This window comes from Altibacter sp. HG106 (assembly GCF_028561755.1).
In the GTDB taxonomy this organism is placed as follows: Bacteria; Bacteroidota; Bacteroidia; order Flavobacteriales; family Flavobacteriaceae; genus DFVG01.
In genome coordinates this window covers 72931-96730 of the sequence record NZ_JAQQTD010000006.1, presented here as the reverse complement: position 1 = coordinate 96730, position 23800 = coordinate 72931, and the positions used below count along the sequence as shown (strand labels likewise).

Genomic DNA, 23800 nt, shown 5'->3' with positions numbered 1-23800 from the left:
ACTAACAACCGCGATCTTACCATGAAGTTAGTCAATTGGTTACTGTTCTTCTTTGCTGCCGCAAGTTTTACCTCCTGTATCACTCAAAAACAACTTACGTATCTTCAAGAAGATGAGGACGGGCGACAGGATACTTTGGTGACGCTTCGGAAGGTGCAGGAACCGTATCGGTTGCAGGTAAACGACCTGTTGAGCATTCGGGTAAAAGCCCTGGACGACGATCTGGTGAATATTTTCAACCCGGTAGAAAATAATAATCCAAATGCCACCGGTGAAGAACGATTGTACTACGATGGCTTTGTGGTAGACGCCCATGGGAACATTCGAATTCCAACCATTGGCGAACTTCCGGTGTTGGGGCTTACAGTAGAGGAGGTTCGTGAAAAGATTGAAAAAATTCTGTTGGATGATTACTTTAAGGCAGAAGCGAACGTCTTTGTAACCGTCAAGTTGGCGGGTATTCGATATACGATTAGTGGCGAAATTGGGGGGCCTGGCTCTCAAATTATTTACAGAGACGAAGTATCCATCATGGAAGCGATTGCGAATAGTGGAGATATTCCTTCGACTGGTGATAAGACAAATGTAGTGATCATACGTCAATACCCATTGGGACAGAAAGTACATCATATCGATCTTACCGATATTGATGCCATGAATTCTCCCTATTATTACGTACAGCCCAATGATCTCATTTTGATAAATCCCTTACCGCAAAAGAGCTTAGGTACAGGTGTGACAGGCCTGGAGTCCTTTCGAACTATCTTAACGGTTTTGACCGCACTTACCACCACCGTACTATTATTTATTAGATTGTAGGCCATGGAAGAAGAGTTTGAATATCAACAACAGGGTGCGGCGATTTTTGATCTAAAAGGGTTCATGCTAAAATTGCTGTCGCATTGGCCGCTGTTTATCGTATCCTTATTGATCGCCTTTGGAATCGCTTACTATTTTAATGTTCGGAAGCTGCCTATTTATCAACTTTCGACCATGGTGTCGATCAAAGACGATCAAAATCCCTTCTTTACATCCAATACCAGCCTAACCTTTAATTGGGGTGGGACTACCGATAAGGTGAACACAGCCCTCATCACATTACGCTCTCGTTCGCATAACGAAGAAGTAGTGGATAAACTACAGTATTATTTGAACTACGAACGGGAAGGAAAATACCAGCGTGTAGATGCCTACAAGCAAACGCCATTTGTGGTGGAGGTGGATACCTCGAAGGCACAGATCCTTAATAAGTCGTTTACCGTTCGGTTTTTAGATTCAACACGGTACTCACTAAGCACTACTTTTGAAACCTCTAAAGGATATCCTATTCAGTTCTTCAATGAGGAAAAAGAACGCGAGAGTCAGTTTGTGGAAGCACAGACCTTCGAGAAAACCTATCAATTGGGAGAATCGGTACAGCTTTCCTATTTATCTGTGACCTTGATGCCGGTGGAAGATCGGTCGGTTGTTCCAGGGAAACCGTATTACTTCTCATTTTCTAATTTTAACGGTTCGGTTGGGCGCTATCTCGGAATTAATGTGCAACCTGAATCCAGTGGTTCGTCGATCTTGATTCTTCGACAAAACGGAAAGAATAAGGCACGCATCGTCGATTACTTAAATACTTCCGTAGCCGTACTCAGTGAAAATATGCTGGAGCGGAAGAACCTCTTTGCTACCAAGACCATTCGATTTATCGACAGCAGTTTGCAAGAAAAGTCGCAAGAGCTCACTGCTGTCGAGAATGAACTCAACGATTACAAGAATCAGAATGCGATCTTCAACCTGGAGTCTGAAGGAAACGAAATCAGCAATCGACTTACTTCGCTAGACCTTCAGAAAGAAAATGTCTTACGAGAATTAAATTATTACAATACCCTGGAAGAGTATTTGGTGAGCCGTTCCGATTACCGAAATATTCCGGCACCCTCGGTAGCGGGTATTTCCGAAGGAAGTATTGGGGGAAGCGTGGCTAGAATTATTACCCTTGCCGAACAGCGCGGCCGCTTGCAATATTCTTATAAAGAAGGCGCACCCGTTTTTGCCGATATTGATCGACAGATCGATGCCGTGAAAGCCGTATTGCTTGAAAATATTCGGTCCTCAAAAGGCTTGATCAATCAGCAACTGCAGGCGATCAATAACAACATAGGGAGTCTTGAGGCGCAAATTAGAAAACTTCCTGCCGAGCAACAGGAACTGCTAAAAATCGAACGCCGCCTCAACCTTAGCCAGGGTACCTATAACTTATTCCTCAGCAAACGCAGTGAGGCGGGACTGGTAAAAGCAGCCAACGTGAGTGACGTAATGATCATCGATCCGGCCAAAGACACAGGAGGCGGGAAGGTGGGCCCCAACACCCAGCTCAATTACGTTATGGCCCTACTGTTCGGACTGCTAATTCCGTTTTTGTTTGTATTTCTGAAAGCCTTCTTCGACAATCGCGTGAAGAATCTGAAAGATATTGAACGCATGTCCAGAATTCCGATTCTCGGCGCCATTGGAAAAGTGAAAATGGAGAATAACCTGGCGGTGATTGAAAAACCAAAATCTGCTGTGGCCGAATCTTTTCGTGCCATTCGGTCGAGCCTGCAATTCTTCTACAATGAAAAGGGGATCATTGGAGCGAAAACCTTACTCATTACGTCTTCTATTAGCGGGGAAGGAAAAACCTTTACCTCCATCAATATTGCTTCGGTATTTGCCTTAAGCGAAAAGAAAACGGTGTTGGTTGGGCTTGATCTTCGGAAACCAAAGATCTTCGGAGATTTTGATATTAATAACGACGTAGGGGTCGTCAATTATCTGATCAACGACGCCGAATTGCCCGATATTATTCAAAAAACGCAAGTGCCGCATCTGGATGTGATCACTTCGGGGCCTATTCCTCCGAATCCTTCCGAATTGCTTATGAGCGAGCGGATGGAGCAATTGGTGGCAGAACTGAAAGGAAGCTACGATTATATTGTATTAGACTCTCCACCGGTAGGATTGGTAGCCGATTCTTTAGTGCTCACCCGATTCGCGGACGCGACCATTTATATGGTGCGCCAAAACTACACCAAGAAAGGGATGTTCGCGCTGATCAATGAGAAATACAAGCGCGGGGAGGTTAAACACATCAGCTTTGTACTCAATTTCTATCAAGAAAAGGCCAAGTACGGCTATGGCTACGGCTATGGTTACGGGTACGGCTATGGGTATGGGTATGGCGGCTATGGCCAGGGGTACCACGAAGACGAACGCAAGCCATCCCTTTGGAAACGTATCAAACGTTTCTTTCAACGCAAGTAGATAGTTCCTAAATAGATGCTAAGCGCGAAACAGCAACGTAGTAAAAGAAGGTTTGATGTGCTACTGGCGTTACTGTTGCTTCCATGTGCGCTGCTTCCAATACTGTTATTGCTGTTCATTGCCACCTTGAGTACCGGACAATGGGGCTGGTTTGTTCAGGAACGTATCGGGCAATATGGGAAACGCTTCAAATTGTATAAGATTCGATCGCTCAAAGGAACCGAACATCCCGATCCTATTTCGATGAAGAACAGCGAAACCCGTTTCGGCCGATGGCTTCGGAAAACCAAACTCGACGAACTGCCGCAACTGTTCAATATCCTGAAAGGTGATATGAGTTGGGTGGGCCCACGCCCCGACCTTCCCGGCTATGCCGATACCTTAACCGGAGCCGATCGAGAAATCCTTCAGCTTAAACCCGGACTTACGGGCCCCGCGACCGTGAAGTACAAAGATGAAGAAGCGATCTTGCTGCAACAAGCAGATCCACAGCACTATAATGATACGGTGCTTTGGCCCGACAAGGTTAAGATTAATCTCGCATACGGTCAAAACTGGTCATTCAAAAAAGACCTCTATTATATCTGGCGCTCTTTCTAAGATAACCCCAACGAAACCTAAAACTAATACAAAGGAAACCCGCTAGTTTCTTGGAAGCTATGTATCTTTGCAGTTGCTAAGAACGAGTTTCTTGATTATGAAAGAACAACCTACTATTGCCATTATCGGGTTGGGGTACGTCGGACTCCCACTGGCGGTCGCTTTCGCGGAAAAATATGCCGTAATTGGTTTTGATATCAATTCCCAGCGAGTGGCCGAACTACAACAAGGGAACGACCGAACCCTGGAGGTTTCTTCGGAAGCCCTTACCGATGTGCTACATGACAAAAACAACGGACTCACCATTACCGAAAAAGCTTCCGATCTGTCGGAAGCAACCGTATTTATCGTAACGGTTCCTACCCCTACCAACAAGTACAACCAACCCGTACTCACGCCCCTACAAAAGGCGAGCGAAACCGTTGGATCTGTGTTGAAAAAGGGCGATGTGGTGGTCTATGAAAGTACCGTCTATCCGGGCGTGACTGAAGACATTTGTATTCCGATCCTGGAAGAACATTCGGGGTTACAGTTTAATTCCGACTTCTACGCGGGGTATTCCCCCGAACGCATTAATCCCGGTGATAAAAAACATACGGTGACCAAAATTTTGAAAGTGACTTCCGGTTCTACGCCCGAAGCTGCCGAATACATCGACCAGCTGTACGCTTCTGTGATCACGGCCGGGACGCACCTTGCGCCCTCCATCAAAGTGGCGGAAGCTGCCAAAGTGATCGAAAACTCGCAACGTGATATCAATATCGCGTTCGTTAACGAATTGTCGAAGATCTTTCGTTTGTTGGATATCGATACCCAAGCCGTACTGGAAGCCGCCGGAACCAAATGGAATTTCCTAAAATTTACACCAGGCTTGGTAGGCGGACACTGCATCGGTGTGGATCCTTACTATCTGGCGCAAAAAGCGCAGGAAGAAGGCTACAATCCCGAGATCATTTTGGCGGGTCGCCGGATGAACGATGGAATGGGAAATTATGTCGCACAAGAAATTCTGAAACTACTCATTCAGAAGGACGCCAAAGTAAAGAATGGAAACGTGTTGGTGTTGGGAATCACCTTCAAAGAGAATTGTCCCGACATCCGAAACAGCAAAGTGATCGATGTGATTTCAGAACTACAAAAATTCAACCTAAACGTTGATGTGTACGATCCATGGGCTTCCGAAGCGGAAGTGCAACAAGAATTTGGACTTTCATTACACACGTCAAAAGACAGTTTGAAAACGTCTTACGACGCAGTGGTGCTGGCCGTGGCGCATAGTGCCTTCAACGATTTTGATATTGACGCCTGCCGCGCGAAAAAAAGTGTGGTATTCGACGTAAAAGCATTTTTGCCTAAAGATAAAATTGACGGAAGATTATAATATGTTTGCAAGCCCTTATCACACCAACGACCTTTCACAATATAGCTTTCTGGTTACCGGAGGTGCCGGATTTATCGGTTCTAATCTGGTACGGTACCTGCTAACCTACGGAGCCAAAAAAGTACGGGTGCTCGACAATCTTGCCACGGGATTTCAACATAATCTCGAACCGTTTCAAGATCATGATGCTTTTGAATTTATGGAAGGCGACATTCGCGATCTGGCGACCTGTAAAAAGGCTATGGAAGGCATCGATTACGTGTCGCATCAAGCGGCGTTGGGAAGCGTTCCCCGCTCTATCAACGATCCCATTACGTCTAACGAAGTCAATGTTTCCGGCTTTCTGAACATGCTGGTCGCACAGAATGAAAGCGATACGGTACAGCGCCTGGTGTACGCAGCTTCAAGTTCTACCTATGGCGATAGCACACAGCTTCCGAAGCAAGAACCCAACATTGGCAACCCCATTTCTCCCTATGCGGTCACCAAACTGGTGAACGAGATCTATGCGGATGTGTTCCACAAAACCTACGGAACGCCTACCATCGGTTTGCGTTATTTTAATGTGTTTGGGCCTAATCAGAGTCCTACGGGTGCCTACGCGGCCGTGATCCCACTTTTTATGCAGGCGCTTAAAGACCAGAAAGCTCCTACCATCAATGGGGATGGCGAGCAAACACGCGACTTTACCTATGTTGAGAACGCCGTGCAAGCGAATGTTAAAGCCTTTTTCGCCGAAGACGCAGCCGTGAATGAAGTGTTTAATGTGGCGTATGGCGAACGGATTAGCCTTAATGAACTGTGGTCCGCTTTAAAGGAATTATCGGATGCTGAGGTGGAGGCCGTATACGGGCCACCCCGAAAAGGCGACGTGCGTGATTCGTTGGCAGATATCAGCAAAGCAAAGCGTTTGTTGGGCTACGACCCTCAATTCTCGGTAGCGCAAGGATTGGAAGTTACCTGGAACCACTTTTAAACGCGGCAAAAGGAATGGGCAACATTCAAAGGATTTAGTATCTTAGTCCCCAACCAAAACCTACACCTCCTTGCAAACCCAAAAGAACGATAATTGGTTGTTCGAGATCTCGTCCAAACGAAAATTGATCGAGCTCAATTTCAAGGAGATCTATCAATACCGCGATCTGTTGGTGTTGTTTGTTAAAAGAGACATCGTTACCGTCTATAAACAGACGGTTCTTGGGCCGTTGTGGTTTTTTATTCAGCCGTTGTTCACCTCGGTGATTTTCACCCTGGTTTTTAACAATATTGCCAAGATCAATACCGGAGCTGTACCGCCCTTCCTGTTCAATTTGTCGGGGATTACCGCCTGGAATTATTTTAGGATTTGCCTCACGGGTACCTCCAACACCTTTCGGTCGAATGCCGGGATCTTCGGAAAGGTCTATTTTCCCAGATTCATCGTGCCCTTATCGAAGGTGATCTCTAATTTGGTGAAGCTGGGGATTCAGTTCCTTATCTTAATTGGCTTCTACATCTATTACGCTACGCAAGGCTTCGACATTGCACCTTCGGTCTATACCTTATTGATACCCGTTTATGTATTATTGATGGCCTTGTACGGTCTGGGCGTTGGGATGATCATCTCTACCTTGACCACCAAATATCGCGATTTGTCGATTTTGCTGGGCTTTGTCATGCAACTGCTCATGTATATCTCGGCAGTGCCATATCCTATGAGCGAGTTAACCGACTCGTCTTACGGCTGGGTGGTGGAATACAATCCGTTGGCCTATATCATTGAAGGCTTCCGTTATGTGCTGTTCAATGATGCCATGGCGTATTTCAGTTGGGAGAGTTTCGGAGTGATTAGCGCATTGGCCCTGGTGTTGTTTGTTATTGGGCTCGCCTTATTCAACCGAACCGAAAAAACCTTTATCGATACCGTATAATGAGCAATATCATCCTCAAGGCAGAACATATCAGCAAACAGTATCGATTAGGACTGGTAGGCACGGGTACCTTGGTGCACGATATGAATCGTTTTTGGCACCGCATTCGCGGAAAGGAAGATCCGTACCTCAAAGTGGGGGCCGTGAACGATCGAAGTGCCGCTGCTTCTGAAGACTATGTATGGGCGTTGCGAGATATCAACTTTGAAGTAAAAGAAGGCGAAGTGCTTGGCATCATCGGGAAGAACGGCGCCGGGAAATCAACCTTACTAAAATTATTGTCTCGGGTAACCAGCCCCACCACCGGAACCATCAAAAGTCGGGGGCGTATTGCCTCTTTGTTGGAAGTGGGTACCGGCTTTCACCCGGAACTGACGGGTCGCGAAAACATTTACCTAAACGGAGCGATTTTGGGAATGACCAAAGCCGAGATCACAGCGAAGATCGATGAGATCATCGCGTTTTCGGGCTGCGAAATGTATATCGATACGCCTACCAAACGGTATAGTAGCGGAATGACCGTCCGACTAGGATTTGCGGTAGCCGCCCATTTAGAACCCGATATTTTGGTGGTGGATGAGGTATTGGCCGTAGGCGATGCCGAATTTCAGAAAAAAGCCATCGGAAAGATGCAGGCTATTAGCTCTGGAGAAGGGCGTACGGTACTGTTTGTAAGTCATAATATGGCGAGCGTTTCTAGTTTGTGCTCAAGAACTATTGTCTTAAAAAATGGTCAATTAGATTTTGAAGGCGACACAGAAGATGGTATTAGTCATTATTTAAAAAACCATGAAGGTCACATCCGTTCTAATGTACAGCGATGGTCTAAAGCAAATCAACCGAACGATAAAGGGGTTTTCTTGACATCTGGAAGAATATATGGTAAAGGTAAGTCTGAAGATGAGCCTATTCGAATGGATGATGAAATCATTTTGGAATATCAATTAGAAGTTGATGATCTGCAAAGAGATATTTTCGTAAACACACAGTTTTTAGACGACAACGGAAGCATACTTTTCGCAACAACAAGTCAGTTTAACGAAACCCGCTCTCAATCCAATGAGAATGGAAAATGTGTATTGCGAATGACAATTCAAAAGAACTTTTTCAATCAAGGTGAGTTTTCAACAAATTTGGTTGTTAAGGAACATGTAGACGGCAAGAACGTGACTCTTTTTAGTAAAACAGCCCTCCTTAGTTTTATTGTAACACCAAGACCAATTGAGCTGGGAAGATGGATGGGTAAATCTAAAGGACCGCTACGACCTGACTTTGATTGGACCAAAGAATTCATTTCTAACGAATAGTATATGTGGATAATTTGCGCTGGCGGAAAAAGATCAGGATCTACGCTACAATACAACATGGTGGCACATTTGGTGGAACAAGCTGGAGTTGGTAAACGAATTACTTATTTCAAACCTGAAGCATTTCCTGACGTGATTCAAGAACATGCCGAATATAAGGGCATGAAAGTTATTAAATCTCATAGCTTAACACCTACATTACAAGACCAAATCAAAAAAGGCAATGCGAAGGTTGTACACGGGTATCGAGATGTTCGTGATGTTATTGTTTCGTCTATGAATAAGGGGTGGATTCAAGAAAACGAGGAACACATTCTAAAAGCGACGAACGATTATCTAAGGACCCATGATCAATGGATGAGCTGTGATGCAACAATGCTTTCTAGAAAGTATGAAGATTTTGCCTTTCAAATTTCAAACGAATTAAGAATCCTAGCCGATTTCTTAGGTATTACAATAACGCCCGAGCAGTATCAGACGATCGAAGATTCTTTAGATGTAAATCGTTTAAAAGCACAACAAGCCAATATACCTGAAGAACATAAAACCACTATAAGTCATCAGGTTTTTGATAAAGAAACCTTGCTTCATAGCAATCATATACACGATGGGTCAACAGATCAATTTTTAAAGCATTTGAGTAATGAATCAATTCTTTTAATTGAGTCACTTGCATATTCCTATTTGCTGGAAAACCAATATACCCTCTATTGGCCTAAAACCGATTCATTTCTTTCCTTTAGTCAACATGCCGATGATTTTATTGCTTGGCAATTATTGGGAAAACGGTCAAAAGGTGTCGTGGTAGAAGTAGGCGCTTTCGATGGCGTACACCTTAGCAATAGCTATAGTCTCGAGCAATATGGATGGAAGGCCATTTGTATCGAGCCAAACCCAAGAATTTTTGAGTATTTGGAAAAACAACGGCCAAACGCTATCAACATTAATAAAGCGGTCGTTGGAAATCCCGGAACCCAAGAAGTAACCTTTTTTGATGAAGAAATTGGAGTTCTTTCAGGCGTTTCGTATGATGAAGAGGATGTAAAACGCCGTTATGCGAATCGTGGCTTAGACTATAAAGAACCGAACAAGGTAACCGTAGCGGCCAGTACGCTGGGTGATATTTTAAGTTCCCGACGGCAAAAGCATGTCGATATATTATCAATTGATGTGGAAGGATTTGAGGTTGAGGTGTTGAAAGGGTTGAACCTTGACCAAATTCGTGTAGACCTTTTCATCATAGAGGCCAATACCTTGAAAGAGCGAAATCAAATCGTTGCGTTTTTTGAAAATTATGAAGCGTATCGTTTGGTGGGCGATAACCGGCAAAATATTTTTTTCATGCACAAGAAAGCAATGAAGAAAAAGAATTTAAAACAATTGACAGATAAAGGTTATATCGCCGTCAATCAAAAACACCCGGTGCGTGATGCATTGGCGATTCAAGCAGTTGCACCGGAATTCCAACCTTCAGAAGCTTTTATAAAAAAAGTAAATTCATTTTCACTTTTTTAAGGATGCTTACGATAACCCACATTATCAACCCTGTAGTCGTTCCAGAAACGTCCGACTTGTATAAAGCGCAACCCATTACCTTCGAAAGCATGCGCAGGGCAAAGGAGTTTGCAAAGGATGCCGTTGCTGTCACTTTACTTACCACGCAATATGAAGAGGACAAGGAAATCATTCCTAATTATTTTGAAGTGAGCCCTAATTTAACCCGTTCGGTATTGGATGTAGGCTCATTTTCAGTGCCGCGTAAGCTTCCGCTTTTGCGAGATATTCTAGAGCGTGCGGTTGAGCATGATGCCAATGCCGACTATATTATCTATACAAATACCGATATTGCCCTTCAACCACAGTTCTATCTATTCATAAAAGAGAAAATCGAACAAGGGTTAGATGCCTTTGTTATCAACCGCAGAACCATTGCAAGTTCCTATTCTCTTGATACCTTAGCAGCAGCTTATAGCGCTGTAGGTGTTAAACATCCAGGTTTTGATTGTTTTGTTTTTAAGTCAGATTTATTTGCCAATTTTGATCTTCAAAACGTTTGTATCGGCGCAAGTAAAGTGGGTATAACCCTTCTCGCTAATCTTATTATCTATGGGTCGGAATTTCAGTTATTTGAACAAGAACACTTAACATTTCACCTAGGAGAGGATAAAATTTGGCAAAATCCGAAATATCGAGATTATTTTGATCATAATTGCCGAGAGTCACTAAAGGTGTACGACAGTCTAAAAGCAAAGAATGATAGTTTTCTTGATCATCAAGTGCTACATAAACATTGGAATTTGCTGCAAAATGCTATAACTGCTACAACCGATCAAAAAAGAGACAAATCCTCTTCCAAAAACAAATTTAAAAAGCTGTGGCGTCGAAAGTAAATAAACATATTTTCGTTGGCGGACTCCCGCGTTCAGGAACGACTTTAGTTCAGAACCTTCTAAATGCACACCCCCAGGTTTACGCAGGGCCAGAATTTGACCGTATTCCTAATATTGTAGACCTGCGTAATAAATTACAACGGTCATTAAAGGCCCAGCGCATTGATGTTTATACCACATCAGCTCAAATTGACGAAGAAATCCGAGCTCTTATATCAACTCTTATTGAGCCACTCGCGACGAAGGAGTCTTATACGCACCTAAGTGAAAAAACACCGTGGAATATTCTTTTCTTTAATGAACTATTAGAGTTATTTCCGGAAGCTAAATTCATTATGGTATTGCGAAATCCTTTAGCGGTATTTAATTCTATGAAGAACGTAGCGAAAAAGGCAAAAGACCAACAGATTATACCACCCGATTTTACGCAAGACTACCGAATGGCTGCCGGTTATATGGAGGCTGTCTATAAACTTCACGAAGAAATTTTACATTCATATCCCGATCGAGTGACGTTGGTTCGCTATGAAGATTTCATAAACCATTTCGAAAGTACAGCGAAAGAACTATTCTCATTTTTAGAAGTACCATGGAATGATAAAGTGCTGCGCTTTTATGAGCTCGATCATCCGGGGGAAGCAACTATGACCAAAAAACAAATTTGGTATACTTCGAAACAGTTTAAAATGAATCCGGCGGAAGTTCAAAGCAAAGCGCAACTGTTTGAACATTTAACCTATAAAGAGCGAATATTTCTTCAATATTTATTTCGAAAGAATACCTTTATCAACAGAAATCAAGAATACTTACAAGAACCAACGTTGCTCGAAAAAGCGATATGCCGTACCATTATGCCTATCTATAAACGAAAGTTTAGGTTTTTGAATACGCCCAAGCGAATCTTAAATTAAATGCCGTTGAAGGTTTCAGTGTACATAACTTCATATAATCAGAAAGAATATCTAAAACAGGCCATTGATAGTGTGCTCCAGCAAACCTTTATGCCTTTTGAAATACTGGTTATAGACGACGCTTCAACCGATGGCTCTCAAGAAGTGATCCATGAATATGTACAGGAATTTCCAACGTTGATTAGAAGTCATTTTAACGAGACCAATGTAGGTATAACTAAATCTCGAAACCGTGCATTGAGTCTAGTAAAAGGCGATTATATAACCTCACTGGACGGGGACGATATGTACCTTCCTAAAAAATTAGAAATTCAAAAAGAACTCATTGCCAACTCCAATGCCAATCTGGCGATTACTAACTTTTACTATGCTGAGGATACATTGGAAAACTGCACCAAAATATGGTGCAATGATCTTCAGAAGGTTCCTAATAACGCTTCTTTTGAGAGGGCCGTTTTAATACGGGATTTTCCGGATGAGAATTTGTTTCGCTATGAACTGTTTGATAGAAAACTATTGGATGAGAGCGGCCACTATGACGAGAATCTTTCCATCTACGAAGATTACGATTTTAGAATTCGAATGGCAAAAGTGGCTACCCCAGCGTTCAGTCTTGAGCCTTTAAGCATCTATAGATTGCATTCCGAAGGACTTTCTAGAAAGAAAAGAGAAGTACATTCACAGTGCATTCGCTATATTTATAACAAACATCAAGCCGCTATAAACGTGCTTCCAAAACCTGCACAAGCTAAAATGAACAATTTTTTGCGTAGAGTTGAAGGGAAGAAAGCAATTAGGTTAGAGCAGAAAAAAACTTTTCTACAGCGACTTAGAAGGAAGGTGAAACATATTTTAGGCAGATAATTTGAAAGAAGAAGAACTTATATTTCTAATTTCAGCACCACGTAGTGGCTCTACGTATGTTCAGCGCATACTATCCAACAATGCTCAGGTAAACACCGTAAGTGAACCTTGGATTCTATTGAATTTCATGAATCAATTTGATCCTACTTTGGTACATACTTCTGTAAATAACCGCCTTACACATGAAGCGTTTCAAGAATATCTCAAGAAAGCAGGCCCTGTGGATTATACGAATGCGTTCCGAAGTTTTTTACTGGAATTATATACCCCATTAAAAGGGGAGTGTCGGTATTTCCTAGACAAGACTCCGCGGTATTGGGAAATTGTGGATGAGATCGCCGAAATGTTTCCTAAAAGTAAACTTGTGGTTTTGCATCGCAGCCCTTTAGATATAGCAAAGTCTATGGTTCGTACTTGGAATCTGAACTCTTTATCTATGATTAACAATTATCGAAGGGATTTGTTATTCGCTCCGAAAAAACTTGAAGAATTTTGTAAGGAACATCAACAGAATCCTCAAATACGTTGTGTTCAGTATGAATCGTTATTGAAGAATCCAACAGAAATAACTGCGTCTTTGTATGATTGGTTAGAGATTCCATTTCATAAAGACTCAGTTGACATCGAAAACAACAAAAAACATCTTGGAACTTTTGGAGATCCGTACCAAAATCTAGAAACTAACAACACCGACGCAGTAAAGGCCAATAATGAATTTCTTGAAACAGATAGTTTTCATCAATTCTTAGTAGGATATACTCACTACCTCGGCGAAGATTACTTCCATCGGAATAATTTCAATATTCCTCATAAAACAATAACACCCACTGCGGTATTTGATGATTTTTTATCGCAAAAAGGATTATTTGAATTTTCAGAATACGGTTTGGAAGGCGTATTGCAGCTAAGACAAAAAAATAATCAGTTAGAACGTAAAATCAATAGGTTAAAAGATTCTAATTCGTTTAAATTAGGATCAATCCTAACGGCACCATTTAGGATATTCCGATCTAAATAATCCTAATAAATGAATGTGTTCTCCATCATCATCCCAACCTTTAATAGCGCCGCTACCTTAGCAGCCGCATTGGGTTCTATTGCGGCTCAAGAGGAAGCTTCGGTTGAGGTGTGTATTGTAGATGGGGGCTCTACGGATGCTACAGCACAGATTGTGCAGCAATGGCAGAAAAAGCTTTCCATACAGTGGCATCAAGAACCTGATAACGGTATTTACGATGCCATGAACAAAGGCATGCGCATCGCAACGGGAGACTGGTTACTGTTTCTGGGAAGTGATGATACGCTGTATTCCGAATCGGTATTGAAAGAACTTTCAGGAGCGATCACTACCTATGACGCTGATATGCTCTATGGCGATGTAAAAATAATTGGAAATACGGGCTGGGCGATTGATGGCGATGTATATGACGGTGCGTTTTCACTGGAAAAATTGCTTCAGAAGAATATTTGCCATCAGGCCATCTGTTATCGAAGAGCCTTCATGCTTACAGAAATTGGTGACTATACCCTTCGGTACGCTAAAAGTGCCGACTGGGATGTGAACCTGCGCTGTTTTGCCAAAGGAAGGGTGCAGTATGTACCTATTCTTGTCGCGCGTTTTGCGGCAGGAGGCGCCTCTACGGAAAGCACCGATCACGCCCTGGCAGCCGATTTTGTTTCCAATCTTCAAAGCTATTTTGGCTGGGGGTTGTTCCACCCAATGCTTACCATCAAAGGCACGTGGTTTTATCCGCGAGTGGTGAAAAAACAACGAGAGCAGTATCCGGTTCGTGTCAAACTAAGTACATTTGTGAAGAATGTAACACGTAAAATTCGGAATCTATTTTCATGAGCGCGCCCACCACAGTTGCTTTTACCATCTGCTCGAACAACTACTTAGGACAGGCGTTGGCCCTAAAGGAATCATTTGTGGACCATCATCCTGAAGCTGCCTTTTATGTAGTGCTGGTAGACAAACCCAACGATGCCATCGACTACGAACAAGTGGCGCCGGCAACCGTATTGTTTATTGAGGACATTCCCGAAATTGACCTTCAAGACCTGATTCAACGGTATTATATCATAGAACTGAATACTTCGGTCAAACCAACGATGTTTAAACACCTCGCCAGGAAACATCCGGAGGCCACAGCGATGTACTATTTGGATCCCGACCTCTATTTTTACGATTCGCTGAAGGAGGTAACCAAGCTTTTAGCCCATCATTCGGCGGCGCTTACACCGCACATACTTTCGCCCATTCCCAGAGACGGAAAGCAACCCGATGAGAATACCTTTTTTCGCTTCGGAATTTATAATTTAGGATTTTTCGGGGTCAATCCGCAACAGGAAGAAACGAAGCAACTACTGGATTGGTGGGAAGCACGGGTGCTTCAATTTGGATACGACCGCCCCAATAAAGGCTATTTTGTCGATCAGCTATGGATGACGCAGGCCCCCCTCTTTTTTAGAAACATGACGGTGCTTACAAGCTTCGGGTACAATATGGGCCCGTGGAACCTGCATGAGCGTGCTATTGTTTCCAGAAAAGACAATGCGATAACCCTTAATGATGGCTCTTCCTTGGTGTTCTATCATTTTAGTAAGCTTGCGGAAGACGATACGGCTATTTCACGCGAATACGATCGTTATCAGTTGTCGGATTTTCCGATCCTTAAAGAATTGTATCAGCAGTATAAAGCGCACTTAGAAAGAACCCGGTACGCCGAATACAAAAAGATACCAATTGCCTATCCGGTAAAGATGAATCTCAAGCCCGAAGCTAAGCGCCGCTCTATTGGCGCAAAGATCCTGCGGAAGATCGGTTGGCGATTGATCAGATGGACGGAGTCCTAGCGTTTACGCTCCGAATTCGAACGAAAAATAGTCAATTTCGGTACGGTATTGTTGGTATACTAAATCTTTGGTAGTGCTTGTATAGGCCTCGGTATAGGGGGTGTAATTCCGAACCAATAACTTGGGCAATTGTGTATCCTCCAACTGCAAGCGTTCGCCCACGGTATCAAAATCTTCTTGCAATCGCTCAAATCGCCCAATAAAATCCATTCCCACCACACCAGACCGATTGGTAATGAAATACCACTGCGAAAAAGTTTCCGGTTGAATTTTTTCCGTAAGAAACGCTTCAAAAGAAAAGTTGAGGTCGGTGATACGATAGGATTGCCGCATATGCGGATCTTTCATCACATTTGCGTACCAAGAATACATACGCGCCCAGGTATTTCTAACGAAGGTGAATTTGAAAAAACGTTCGTATTCTGCTGCCGTGAGTTCTGGTGAAAGCCCTTGTTGGAAATGCTGCCAGGCCCGCTGTGGTTTTCCTTTTTTTAGAAGTGCGTAAAGGCTTTTTCGAAAATAAAGCGACCGATTGGTAAGAAGTTCGATGTCTCGTAATGATCGGTGATCTTGGACATCAATCGCTAACGAATCAAAATGACCTAGTTTTTTTTCAATACTGGTGCCTCCTGTTTTAAAATTGTGAATGAAAATGAATTCCCGTTCTTTCGAAATCATGTTCTGGTCCTTTGTATCGTTTTATTTCCTGTCTAAAAGAAACTATCTTTACCCTAATTCAATAGAAAGAGGAGGCAAGGTAACCAATTTATGCAAGCAGCGTCTAAGACAATCAAAATTTCTATTATCACCGTGAATTACAATAATGCGGAAGGATTGCGCCATACACTGGGCAGTACGCGTTCTCAAACGTTCTCCGGATTTGAACACATTGTGATCGATGGCGGGTCCACCGATGATAGTATTCGCGTCATTAAAGAAAATGTAGCGGGCATAACTTCCTGGATAAGCGAACCCGATCGCGGTGTTTATGAAGCCATGAACAAAGGCATTCGAAAAGCTCAGGGTCAATACGTGTTGTTCTTGAACAGTGGCGATACGTTTGTGGATCCACATGTACTGAAAAAAGTGTTGCCAAAATTAAAGGATAAAGAACTCTATTACGGCAATTTGGTGTTTTCTTCGAAGGACAATAATTTTATTCAAGAGTACCCCAGCACCTTAGACTTTGAGCATTTTCTTACGCGCTCCTTACCCCATCCGGGAACCTTTATTTCACGAACCCTATTCGACCAACTCTTTTATTATTCGGAAACCTACAGCATCGTATCCGATTGGGAGTTTTTCATAGTGGCCGTATGTAAGGAAGGAGTCTCTTATGAACATCTGGAAGAAACCATTGCCGTCTTTGACCTGCAAGGAATGTCTAACAATCCGGCCAATAAAGCGCGTATACATGAAGAACGAGCTCAGGTCTTAGCGAAACATTTCAAGGAATGGTGGCGGGAACACGGGGCAATCTGGAAGCAGCAGAACGAAGTGCCGAGCAAAAAACCTGGCAAAGCGATGATGCCTTTATGGAAGCGGGTGGTGGCATGGACTCAGACGAACAAATCGGCCTCTCATGATTCCTAAAAAGATACATTATTGTTGGTTTGGTGGCGGAAATAAACCCGCCAGTTTTGAGCGATGTTTGGAGAGCTGGAAACAAACTTGCCCCGAGTACGAAATTATGGAATGGAATGAGGAAAATTACCTACCGTATCAAAATCAATTTGTGCAGGATGCCTTGCGGAAGCGTAAATATGCCTTTGCAGCCGATGCGTTAAGAGTTGCCGTATTATCTTCGGAAGGAGGCGTGTATCTGGATACCGATATGCTTTTGGTGGCTCCTTTAGATTCTTTTTTGAACTACGATTTTTTTACGGGATATGAGGTGGAAGGACGTGCTGCGTATGGTTGTTTTGGTACCATTCCGAAGCATCCTATCATTCAACAAATGAACCAGTTTTATGAATCCCATCGCTTCGATAGTTATTCTCCTCCGGTCATTACCCATACGTTTAAAGCGATTGTCAACGAAGAACAATTAGGTGCAAACGATCATATTGCTCCGCCTTCGGTGTTCTATCCGCTACCGTATGAGAAGCGAGGCGAAGATCACGAGCCTTATATTCAGGACGATACGGTCGCCGTGCATTTGTGGGATCATTCCTGGAAAAAGAGAGAAGCACCAGGGTTTTGGGGGTGTCTTCATAACATAAACAGTGTTGCGGTAGACACGGTCTTTTACGGCTACCCGACTGCGTATTGGAAACGGTACACCAAAGAATTTGCGCGAAAAGCGTATCACCAATTAATAGGAAGGTAATGTTGAAGGTGCTACACATTACGACTTCACCCAAAGGCGGCGCAGGAATCGCGGCTTTCAGACTGCATAATGCCTTGAGACGATGCGGAGTCGCTTCTGCCTTTTTAACCAAAAAGAAAAGTATTGACTACGATGGAAGTCTGCAACAGGACCCGTTTTTTGAATATCAAGCGGCCTCTTTATTCCAACGACTTTCCAATCGATTATTTCCTTCGGAATACAAAAAGCAACAGCTTGCGCTTCAGCAGAAGGTCACCGACCAGCGTTGTGAGGGACCGTCACTTGCGTTGGCTCCGTATGCTACGGAAACACATCCGTGGGTGCAGGAGGCAGACATCATCCATCTTCATTGGGTAGGAGGGATCATCAACTTTCCCACCTTCTTCAAAACCATCGATTGCCCGGTGGTTTGGACCTTGCACGATATGAATCCCTTTATGGGAGTATTTCACTACGAAGGAGACGCGTCCCGAAACCAATCCTTAGTGCAGGAGCTGGATAACAAACAACGAGAAATAAAGAAGAACGCTTACGCACAGGTCTCAAAAGGCGCAATTGTTTGTCCGTCGCGATGGATGCTCAACAAAGCTATCGCTAGTGGGATGTTTCATACGTTTGATCTGAAAAGAACACTCCCCAATGCCATTGACCTAGAGAAGTTTATTCCCATGCCAGATAGGGAAGCCAAAGATCAACTGGGTATTACCACCACTCAACCTATCGCGCTCTACATTACCGATTCGGGCATGAGCGAGCGAAAGGGAATCGATCTTCTTATAGCTGCCTTGGAACAAGTTAATTCGCCCTTGACACTGTTGACATTAGGCAGAACCCCGGTACCGGTGAACAATCCAAAAGTCAGCGTAGTCTCTCTGGGTTTTGTCAAGGAGGAGAACCGTATTATCGCGGCCTACAATTGCGCTGAGGTCGTACTCTTGCCGAGTCAGGAAGATAATTTGCCCAATGTTATGTTGGAAGCCTTTGCTTGTGGTACCCCTGTTATAAGTTTTGCGAATGGAGGTATGGCAGAACACATTGGGAAGGGGCAAAATGGAATGATTGTACCTGAAATGAGCGCTTCCGCTTTGAGTCAAACCATCGATCGATTTTTAGATGCCCCTGAAAGGTTTTCTTCCGTAGCAATTAGAGCGTATGCAGAGCAGCATTTTTCAGAAGCGACTCAGGCGAAGGCCTATAAAGAAGTATACAAAGATTTGATCACCCTTTGATGATGAGTATGACAGCTAGCGCCCACCCTTTTCTCTCGATCATTACGATAAACTACAATCAGGCCAATGCCTTACAGGAAACACTGGATTCTATCGCAGGGCAAACCTATACAGATTTTGAGCTTCTGGTGATCGATGGCGGTTCAACAGATCACAGCAAAGCGGTTATTTCCAACTACACATCGCTGATAGACTATTGGGTTTCGGAACCTGACCGTGGCATCTATCATGCCATGAACAAAGGGTTGAAGCAGGCTAAGGGTACCTATTATTTTTTTTTGAATGGAGGCGATACGCTCACTTCTAACGATTCTTTAGGGCAGTTTATTCGGCATTCCAATTTTTCGGGAGATATCATCTATGGGGATTATCAGTATGAAAAGGGACACAAACGGTATCCTGATCAGCTAACACCTACTTACTTTATGAAAACCTCGCTGCCGCACCAGGCAACCTTGTTTCACAAGAAGGTTTTTGACCTATTGGGTGGATACGACGAAAGTTACGCCATTGGAGCCGATAGAGCGTTTTATATTAAAGCATATCTATCGGGCGCTTTCCAATTTCAACATCTTCCCGTTTTTTTAACGAAATTTGACCTTTCTGGCAGAAGTAACGATCCGTCTTTTCAGCAACAAAAAAAAGAGGAAGACCTTCACATGATGCGAGCGCTCTATGGAAACGATTTCGAGACGTATTGGAAGCAATTACAGCAAGAACGAAAGGCAAATGCAGTTCCTAAATATTCTGTGAAGGGTATTATGAAGCGCGTGAAAAAAAGAATACGAGCCTTATGGAGACTTTAGTGAGTATTATTATCCCCACATATAACAGGCCTACTTACCTTAAAGAGGCTATTGAAAGTGTGGTGCGTCAAAGCTTTCAAGGGTTTGAGATTTTGGTCATCGATGATGGTACACCGCATCAAGAAAATGAAACGCTATGCAATCAGTTCCCTCATGTTCGCTATGAAAAGATTGAAAATTCAGGCGGACCGGCACATCCTAGAAATATAGGTGCTTCCAAGGCAATCGGAAGGTACCTAGCTTTTTTAGATGATGATGACTGTTGGGAACCCGAGAAGCTACAGCAACAAGTAGCAATCTTGCAAAACCATCCGGACTACGATTTGGTGCACACTCCTTGCCAGGTGATGGATCTTGAGGGTACGCCTACCGATGAAGTTATTGGTCGCCCCGCAACACCGCAATTAAAGCACGGGAACGTAGCCGGTCGAATGGCGGGAAACTGGACGCTTATGACCTCCTCGGTCCTACTGAAAAAAAGTCTTTTTGAAAGGGTAGGCGGTTTTAACGAGCAAATGGAGGCAGCCGGAGAAGATACCGAGTTTTGGACCCGTTGCTCTTTCTACGGACGGTTTTATTATTTGGAAACTCCGTTTGTGCGATATCGGCGCCATGATGGAATTAGTCAGTTACATCGAGAAGCGTATTTTGATTTGCCCAAACATCTTTATCATGCCGTTTCTGAAGCCTATCGTAAAAATCTTATTACTTCGGAAGTTTGGCGTTCGCTTCGGGTGAATATTATTCGAAAGCAGCTAAAGGAGTCTTTTCATGGAAAGCGAAAAACGCTAAGAAGACTTTTTCAATTATCTCCTTTTTGGTACTTTCATCCTGGAAATGCAAAACTGTTCGTAAAGAAATTCATCTTAGATTCATAAGAATGCGCATTGGTACCAACCCCGAAAAGAATACCGAAGTTGCCCAAGGCGATTTCTACCATCAGCTCGTCATTCCTGTATATATCCCGGAAGACCAAGGGTATTACAAAGACAGTTTTGTCATTTTTAAACATTGCATACAATCCGTTTTAAAAAGCTGTCATCCGCAAACGTTCATAACCCTTGTCGATAATGGTAGTATGGCCAAAGTGGCCTCGTATATCGATACCTTGTATCAAGAGCAAAAAATCCATGAAGTGATTCACACGACTAACGTAGGTAAGATCAATGCCTTTTTTAAAGGGATAGGCGGACATCGGTTTTCACTCATCACCATTGCCGATGCAGATGTACTCTTTTTAAATGGATGGCAGGCGGCTTCGTATGCGATCTTTGAAGCCTACCCAAAAACCGGTTTTGTATCCACCACGCCCAATCCAAAATTGTGGAAATACCACACCGGAGCCTTGTTGTGGCGATTTTTCTTTTCTAATCGACTAACAGCAGCCCCCATCGAGAATCCAGATGCGCTCCGGCATTTTGCCTCCAGTATTGGTAACGATCGCTTTTTTAAAGAGGTTCATTATGCGAAAGCATTGACGCTTTACGAGAATGGTACGAAAGCCGTACTAGGAAGTGGTCATTTTGTAGCGACCTATCGCGGGGAGATCTTTTATGAATTGCAGAAATCCTATTCACATCTCAAATTAGGCGCCGATAGCGTTCGCACCTTTTTGGATGCTCCGGTAGCCAATCGCAGCATGTGGCGTTTGGCGACGGCGCAAAACTACACGTATCACATGGGCAATACCGCGGAATCTTGGATGGCAGAAACGCAAAGAACCATTGAGCCCTCCAAAGAACCGATTCCGAAACCGAAGCTTCCTCCCATGCGAAAACCTACATGGGTAGCAAACCTAGTGGTGCGATTGTTAGGAAAACTTTCTTCCTCCTCCTTTTTTCAAAAACAGTTCTTACGACAAAAAGGATTTAGCGCAAACGAACGTTCTGAATATTAGAGATTCTTTTGAGTATGGGTGAGTACCCGGTCTACAAAGGTATTCCAGGTAAAAGAGGAAACGGCTTGATGCGCTGCGGTGCAAACCGCTTTGTATTCAGAGTGTAATAGTAGCTGTTCCATAAGAGACGCCAAAACTTCGGTAGTATTTTCCTCACAAAAGCTGCCAAAAGAAATCTCCGTGCCAAAGGTCTTTACGAACTCTCTGTACGGAGCTACGATCACAGGATTACAGAAATACATGGCCTCCACGGTAGCCGAAAAAGCGCCCCATTTAGGCGTTGTATTGACCATAAATTTTGCCTCTCGAAGAATGTTGTAGTATGTGGCTCGCTCTGAAGGTATTTCTTTGTCTAGATATCCATGGAATTCGATACTTTCCGGAAGCTCCGAAAAACCATCTCCATCCATCCCAATAATATGCAACGTTAGCTGTGGATACCTCTTTTTAAGTTGTTGGAAGCTTTGTATTAATACTTCCGCGCCCTGCAGGTACTTTTTACTTCCTATAAAAACAATACTCGTTGCATGTTGCTTCGTTTCAAGTACCTCCTGCACATTACAAGATTCCAACGAATTGATAATGTGTCCAAAATAATGGACCTTATCCATGTGCTTGGTATGCTGTAAAAATTCAGCTACCCCGGGAAATAAGGGAACCGTAAGATCCGAATCCCGTATCTGTTTGTTCTCCCGGGCAATGGCGGTACGCTCCAGCGTATCGGGAGCTCGTTCTACGAAGTATTTGAAATAGTATTCGTAGGTCCAGTCACAAATCATTACACACGGTTTTTTGGAAAGTCCGATAGACGAGAAACTAAAGGTCATAAAATAAAACACATCGGTTGCAGGATACTTCTTGATTGCTTTTTTGATACTCCGACGCACAGCAATATAGTGCAAGAAAGAGCGCTGGAAGCTATAGGTTGTACCCGGAAAAAGTTTGCTATAGATACGATATATAGTTTTGGTGAAAATCCGTTCCAGTCGTGGGTTGGTTTCAATCGCAACACGACGTACAATAATTCCCTTCTCCTCTAAGGTGTGGGTAAAAAAATAGGGCACATTAGACCAGGTACGCAATTTAGAAGCATCACCTTTGGTAAAAACCGTAACCTCTTTTATGTCTTTTGAACGGTTCAATTAAAAGAGGCTCTTAAAGTCTGTAAAGGGCATTAAATTCAAATGTTCTTTTCGGTGGTGATGAAATAGGTGATATTCGTAAAACTCGTTTGACGGCGCAACACTACCACCAAAATCTTTAGACTTAGATACAATGCCCACCCCCCAATCGGTATCGATGCAACACGAATATAGATCCGTTCTCATCCGAAACTTTAGGAAGGCCTTCCAGGTGGTGCCGTTCCAATAATTGTTGGCTGGTGTTTGTGTATAACCGTAGGTGTCGCGTGTATGCCATTCGGTAGGAGGATTGCAATCATGTAGCACAATAAAACCATCCTCCTCAATACATGCTAACGCGTTTTCAATGTCTCTATTTACCTGATCCGCCAAATGTAAGCCATCTATAAAGATTACATGAAACTTGGTATTCTTTTCCAATAATTCGCCTTTGGAAAGCTTGTCAAAAAACACATCACTCGTATATGGGAAATCCACAGGGTTTTCGGCGTATTCTATTCCGGGATCAACCGAATACTTGTGAGTCGCATGGATATGGTTAAAATTGTGGTTTGGGTTTCTTACCCCAATCTCTAGATAATGGGTAGGTCCCGAAAACTGATCTAAGAGGAAATTAAGTATCACCGTTCGTTTGGGCTGCTTTTTCTTCTCTAGAGTGCTTAATTCTTGGCCTTCTTTGAAGGTTTTGTCATTCAAAAGTGTCTTTCCCGCAAGATAATAGTGTATTGCAGGTAAATTTTTTATCTTAGATTTTAATTTTTTAACGACTCCCATTCGACGAAATTTTCCATAAATATAGCATCATTTACAGTGATTAGCGATGCATCCTTTAATTTGTCGGAAAAATAGGGTTTTTAAGAAAAGAACCACCAACTAAACATAAT

23 protein-coding genes are annotated in these 23800 nt (G+C 43.2%); 20 read left to right on the top strand and 3 right to left on the bottom strand.

Translation table 11 applies throughout. The annotated features are described in order from the left end of the window. The first annotated feature begins 21 nt into the window (after nt 1-21). The 14 genes from PO830_RS11400 (at nt 22) to PO830_RS11335 (ending at nt 15513) form a co-directional block, all read left to right on the top strand. Complete coding sequence (locus PO830_RS11400; RefSeq protein WP_272853700.1) at nt 22-819, top strand: polysaccharide biosynthesis/export family protein; 798 nt, start codon at nt 22-24, stop codon at nt 817-819. A 3-nt stretch (nt 820-822) separates the two neighbouring features. Further along, complete coding sequence (locus tag PO830_RS11395) at nt 823-3294, top strand: GumC family protein (protein WP_272853699.1); 2472 nt, start codon at nt 823-825, stop codon at nt 3292-3294. 15 nt (nt 3295-3309) lie between these two features. Beyond that, nucleotides 3310-3894 carry a sugar transferase gene (locus PO830_RS11390; protein WP_272853698.1) on the top strand — a complete coding sequence of 195 codons (585 nt, stop codon included), beginning with the start codon at nt 3310-3312 and terminating at the stop codon, nt 3892-3894. 97 nt (nt 3895-3991) lie between these two features. Then, the gene (locus PO830_RS11385; protein ID WP_272853697.1) at nt 3992-5275 is read left to right on the top strand and encodes a nucleotide sugar dehydrogenase; all 1284 of its coding nucleotides are present in this window, start codon (nt 3992-3994) and stop codon (nt 5273-5275) included. 1 nt (nt 5276) lies between these two features. Further along, complete coding sequence (locus tag PO830_RS11380) at nt 5277-6251, top strand: SDR family oxidoreductase (RefSeq protein WP_272853696.1); 975 nt, start codon at nt 5277-5279, stop codon at nt 6249-6251. A 70-nt stretch (nt 6252-6321) separates the two neighbouring features. Continuing rightward, nucleotides 6322-7185 (top strand): ABC transporter permease, encoded by an 864-nt coding sequence (locus tag PO830_RS11375; RefSeq protein ID WP_272853695.1) that lies wholly within the window; start codon nt 6322-6324, stop codon nt 7183-7185. Beyond that, nucleotides 7185-8492, top strand: coding sequence for an ABC transporter ATP-binding protein (locus PO830_RS11370; protein WP_272853694.1), 1308 nt, complete (start codon nt 7185-7187; stop codon nt 8490-8492). The genes PO830_RS11375 and PO830_RS11370 overlap by 1 nt, the downstream gene beginning before the upstream one ends. A 3-nt stretch (nt 8493-8495) precedes the next feature. Next, nucleotides 8496-10007 (top strand): FkbM family methyltransferase, encoded by a 1512-nt coding sequence (locus tag PO830_RS11365; RefSeq protein WP_272853693.1) that lies wholly within the window; start codon nt 8496-8498, stop codon nt 10005-10007. 56 nt (nt 10008-10063) lie between these two features. After that, nucleotides 10064-10882 (top strand): hypothetical protein, encoded by an 819-nt coding sequence (locus PO830_RS11360; protein WP_272853692.1) that lies wholly within the window; start codon nt 10064-10066, stop codon nt 10880-10882. Continuing rightward, nucleotides 10867-11793: a sulfotransferase family protein gene (locus PO830_RS11355; RefSeq protein ID WP_272853691.1), complete on the top strand. Its 927-nt coding sequence runs from the start codon at nt 10867-10869 to the stop codon at nt 11791-11793. Before PO830_RS11360 ends, PO830_RS11355 begins: the two co-directional genes overlap by 16 nt. An 18-nt stretch (nt 11794-11811) precedes the next feature. Beyond that, on the top strand, nt 11812-12657 hold the full coding sequence (locus PO830_RS11350) for a glycosyltransferase family 2 protein (protein WP_272853690.1): 846 nt from the start codon (nt 11812-11814) through the stop codon (nt 12655-12657). Nucleotide 12658: 1 nt separating this feature from the next. Next, the gene (locus tag PO830_RS11345) at nt 12659-13675 is read left to right on the top strand and encodes a sulfotransferase family protein (protein ID WP_272853689.1); all 1017 of its coding nucleotides are present in this window, start codon (nt 12659-12661) and stop codon (nt 13673-13675) included. Nucleotides 13676-13684: 9 nt separating this feature from the next. Next, entirely contained in the window at nt 13685-14509 is an 825-nt protein-coding gene (locus PO830_RS11340) for a glycosyltransferase family 2 protein (protein WP_272853688.1), read from the top strand. Beyond that, nucleotides 14506-15513, top strand: a complete 1008-nt coding sequence (locus PO830_RS11335; protein ID WP_272853687.1) for a hypothetical protein — start codon at nt 14506-14508, stop codon at nt 15511-15513. Before PO830_RS11340 ends, PO830_RS11335 begins: the two co-directional genes overlap by 4 nt. A gap of 3 nt (nt 15514-15516) precedes the next feature. On the opposite strand, the gene PO830_RS11330 is transcribed toward PO830_RS11335, so the two are convergent. After that, nucleotides 15517-16191 (bottom strand): sulfotransferase family 2 domain-containing protein, encoded by a 675-nt coding sequence (locus PO830_RS11330; protein WP_272853686.1) that lies wholly within the window; start codon nt 16189-16191, stop codon nt 15517-15519. Nucleotides 16192-16281: 90 nt separating this feature from the next. Here PO830_RS11330 and PO830_RS11325 point away from each other — a divergent pair, with 90 nt between their 5' ends. From PO830_RS11325 to PO830_RS11300, 6 genes are read left to right on the top strand one after another with little or no spacing between them, the layout of a single operon-like run. Continuing rightward, on the top strand, nt 16282-17106 hold the full coding sequence (locus tag PO830_RS11325; RefSeq protein WP_272853685.1) for a glycosyltransferase family 2 protein: 825 nt from the start codon (nt 16282-16284) through the stop codon (nt 17104-17106). After that, a complete protein-coding gene (locus PO830_RS11320) occupies nt 17096-17842 on the top strand; it encodes a glycosyltransferase (RefSeq protein WP_272853684.1) in 747 nt (248 codons plus the stop codon). Before PO830_RS11325 ends, PO830_RS11320 begins: the two co-directional genes overlap by 11 nt. Beyond that, nucleotides 17842-19071, top strand: a complete 1230-nt coding sequence (locus PO830_RS11315; RefSeq protein ID WP_272853683.1) for a glycosyltransferase — start codon at nt 17842-17844, stop codon at nt 19069-19071. Before PO830_RS11320 ends, PO830_RS11315 begins: the two co-directional genes overlap by 1 nt. Further along, nucleotides 19071-19877 (top strand): glycosyltransferase family 2 protein, encoded by an 807-nt coding sequence (locus PO830_RS11310; RefSeq protein ID WP_272853682.1) that lies wholly within the window; start codon nt 19071-19073, stop codon nt 19875-19877. Before PO830_RS11315 ends, PO830_RS11310 begins: the two co-directional genes overlap by 1 nt. Then, entirely contained in the window at nt 19865-20755 is an 891-nt protein-coding gene (locus PO830_RS11305; protein WP_272853681.1) for a glycosyltransferase family 2 protein, read from the top strand. The genes PO830_RS11310 and PO830_RS11305 overlap by 13 nt, the downstream gene beginning before the upstream one ends. A 2-nt stretch (nt 20756-20757) precedes the next feature. Then, on the top strand, nt 20758-21774 hold the full coding sequence (locus tag PO830_RS11300; RefSeq protein WP_272853680.1) for a glycosyltransferase: 1017 nt from the start codon (nt 20758-20760) through the stop codon (nt 21772-21774). Here PO830_RS11300 and PO830_RS11295 read toward each other — a convergent pair. Together PO830_RS11295 and PO830_RS11290 are read right to left on the bottom strand one after the other, a co-directional pair. After that, nucleotides 21771-22916, bottom strand: a complete 1146-nt coding sequence (locus tag PO830_RS11295) for a glycosyltransferase (RefSeq protein ID WP_272853679.1) — start codon at nt 22914-22916, stop codon at nt 21771-21773. The two genes, PO830_RS11300 and PO830_RS11295, sit on opposite strands and share 4 nt — an antisense overlap. Further along, nucleotides 22917-23690, bottom strand: a complete 774-nt coding sequence (locus PO830_RS11290) for a class I SAM-dependent methyltransferase (protein WP_272853678.1) — start codon at nt 23688-23690, stop codon at nt 22917-22919. Nucleotides 23691-23800 lie beyond the last annotated feature (110 nt).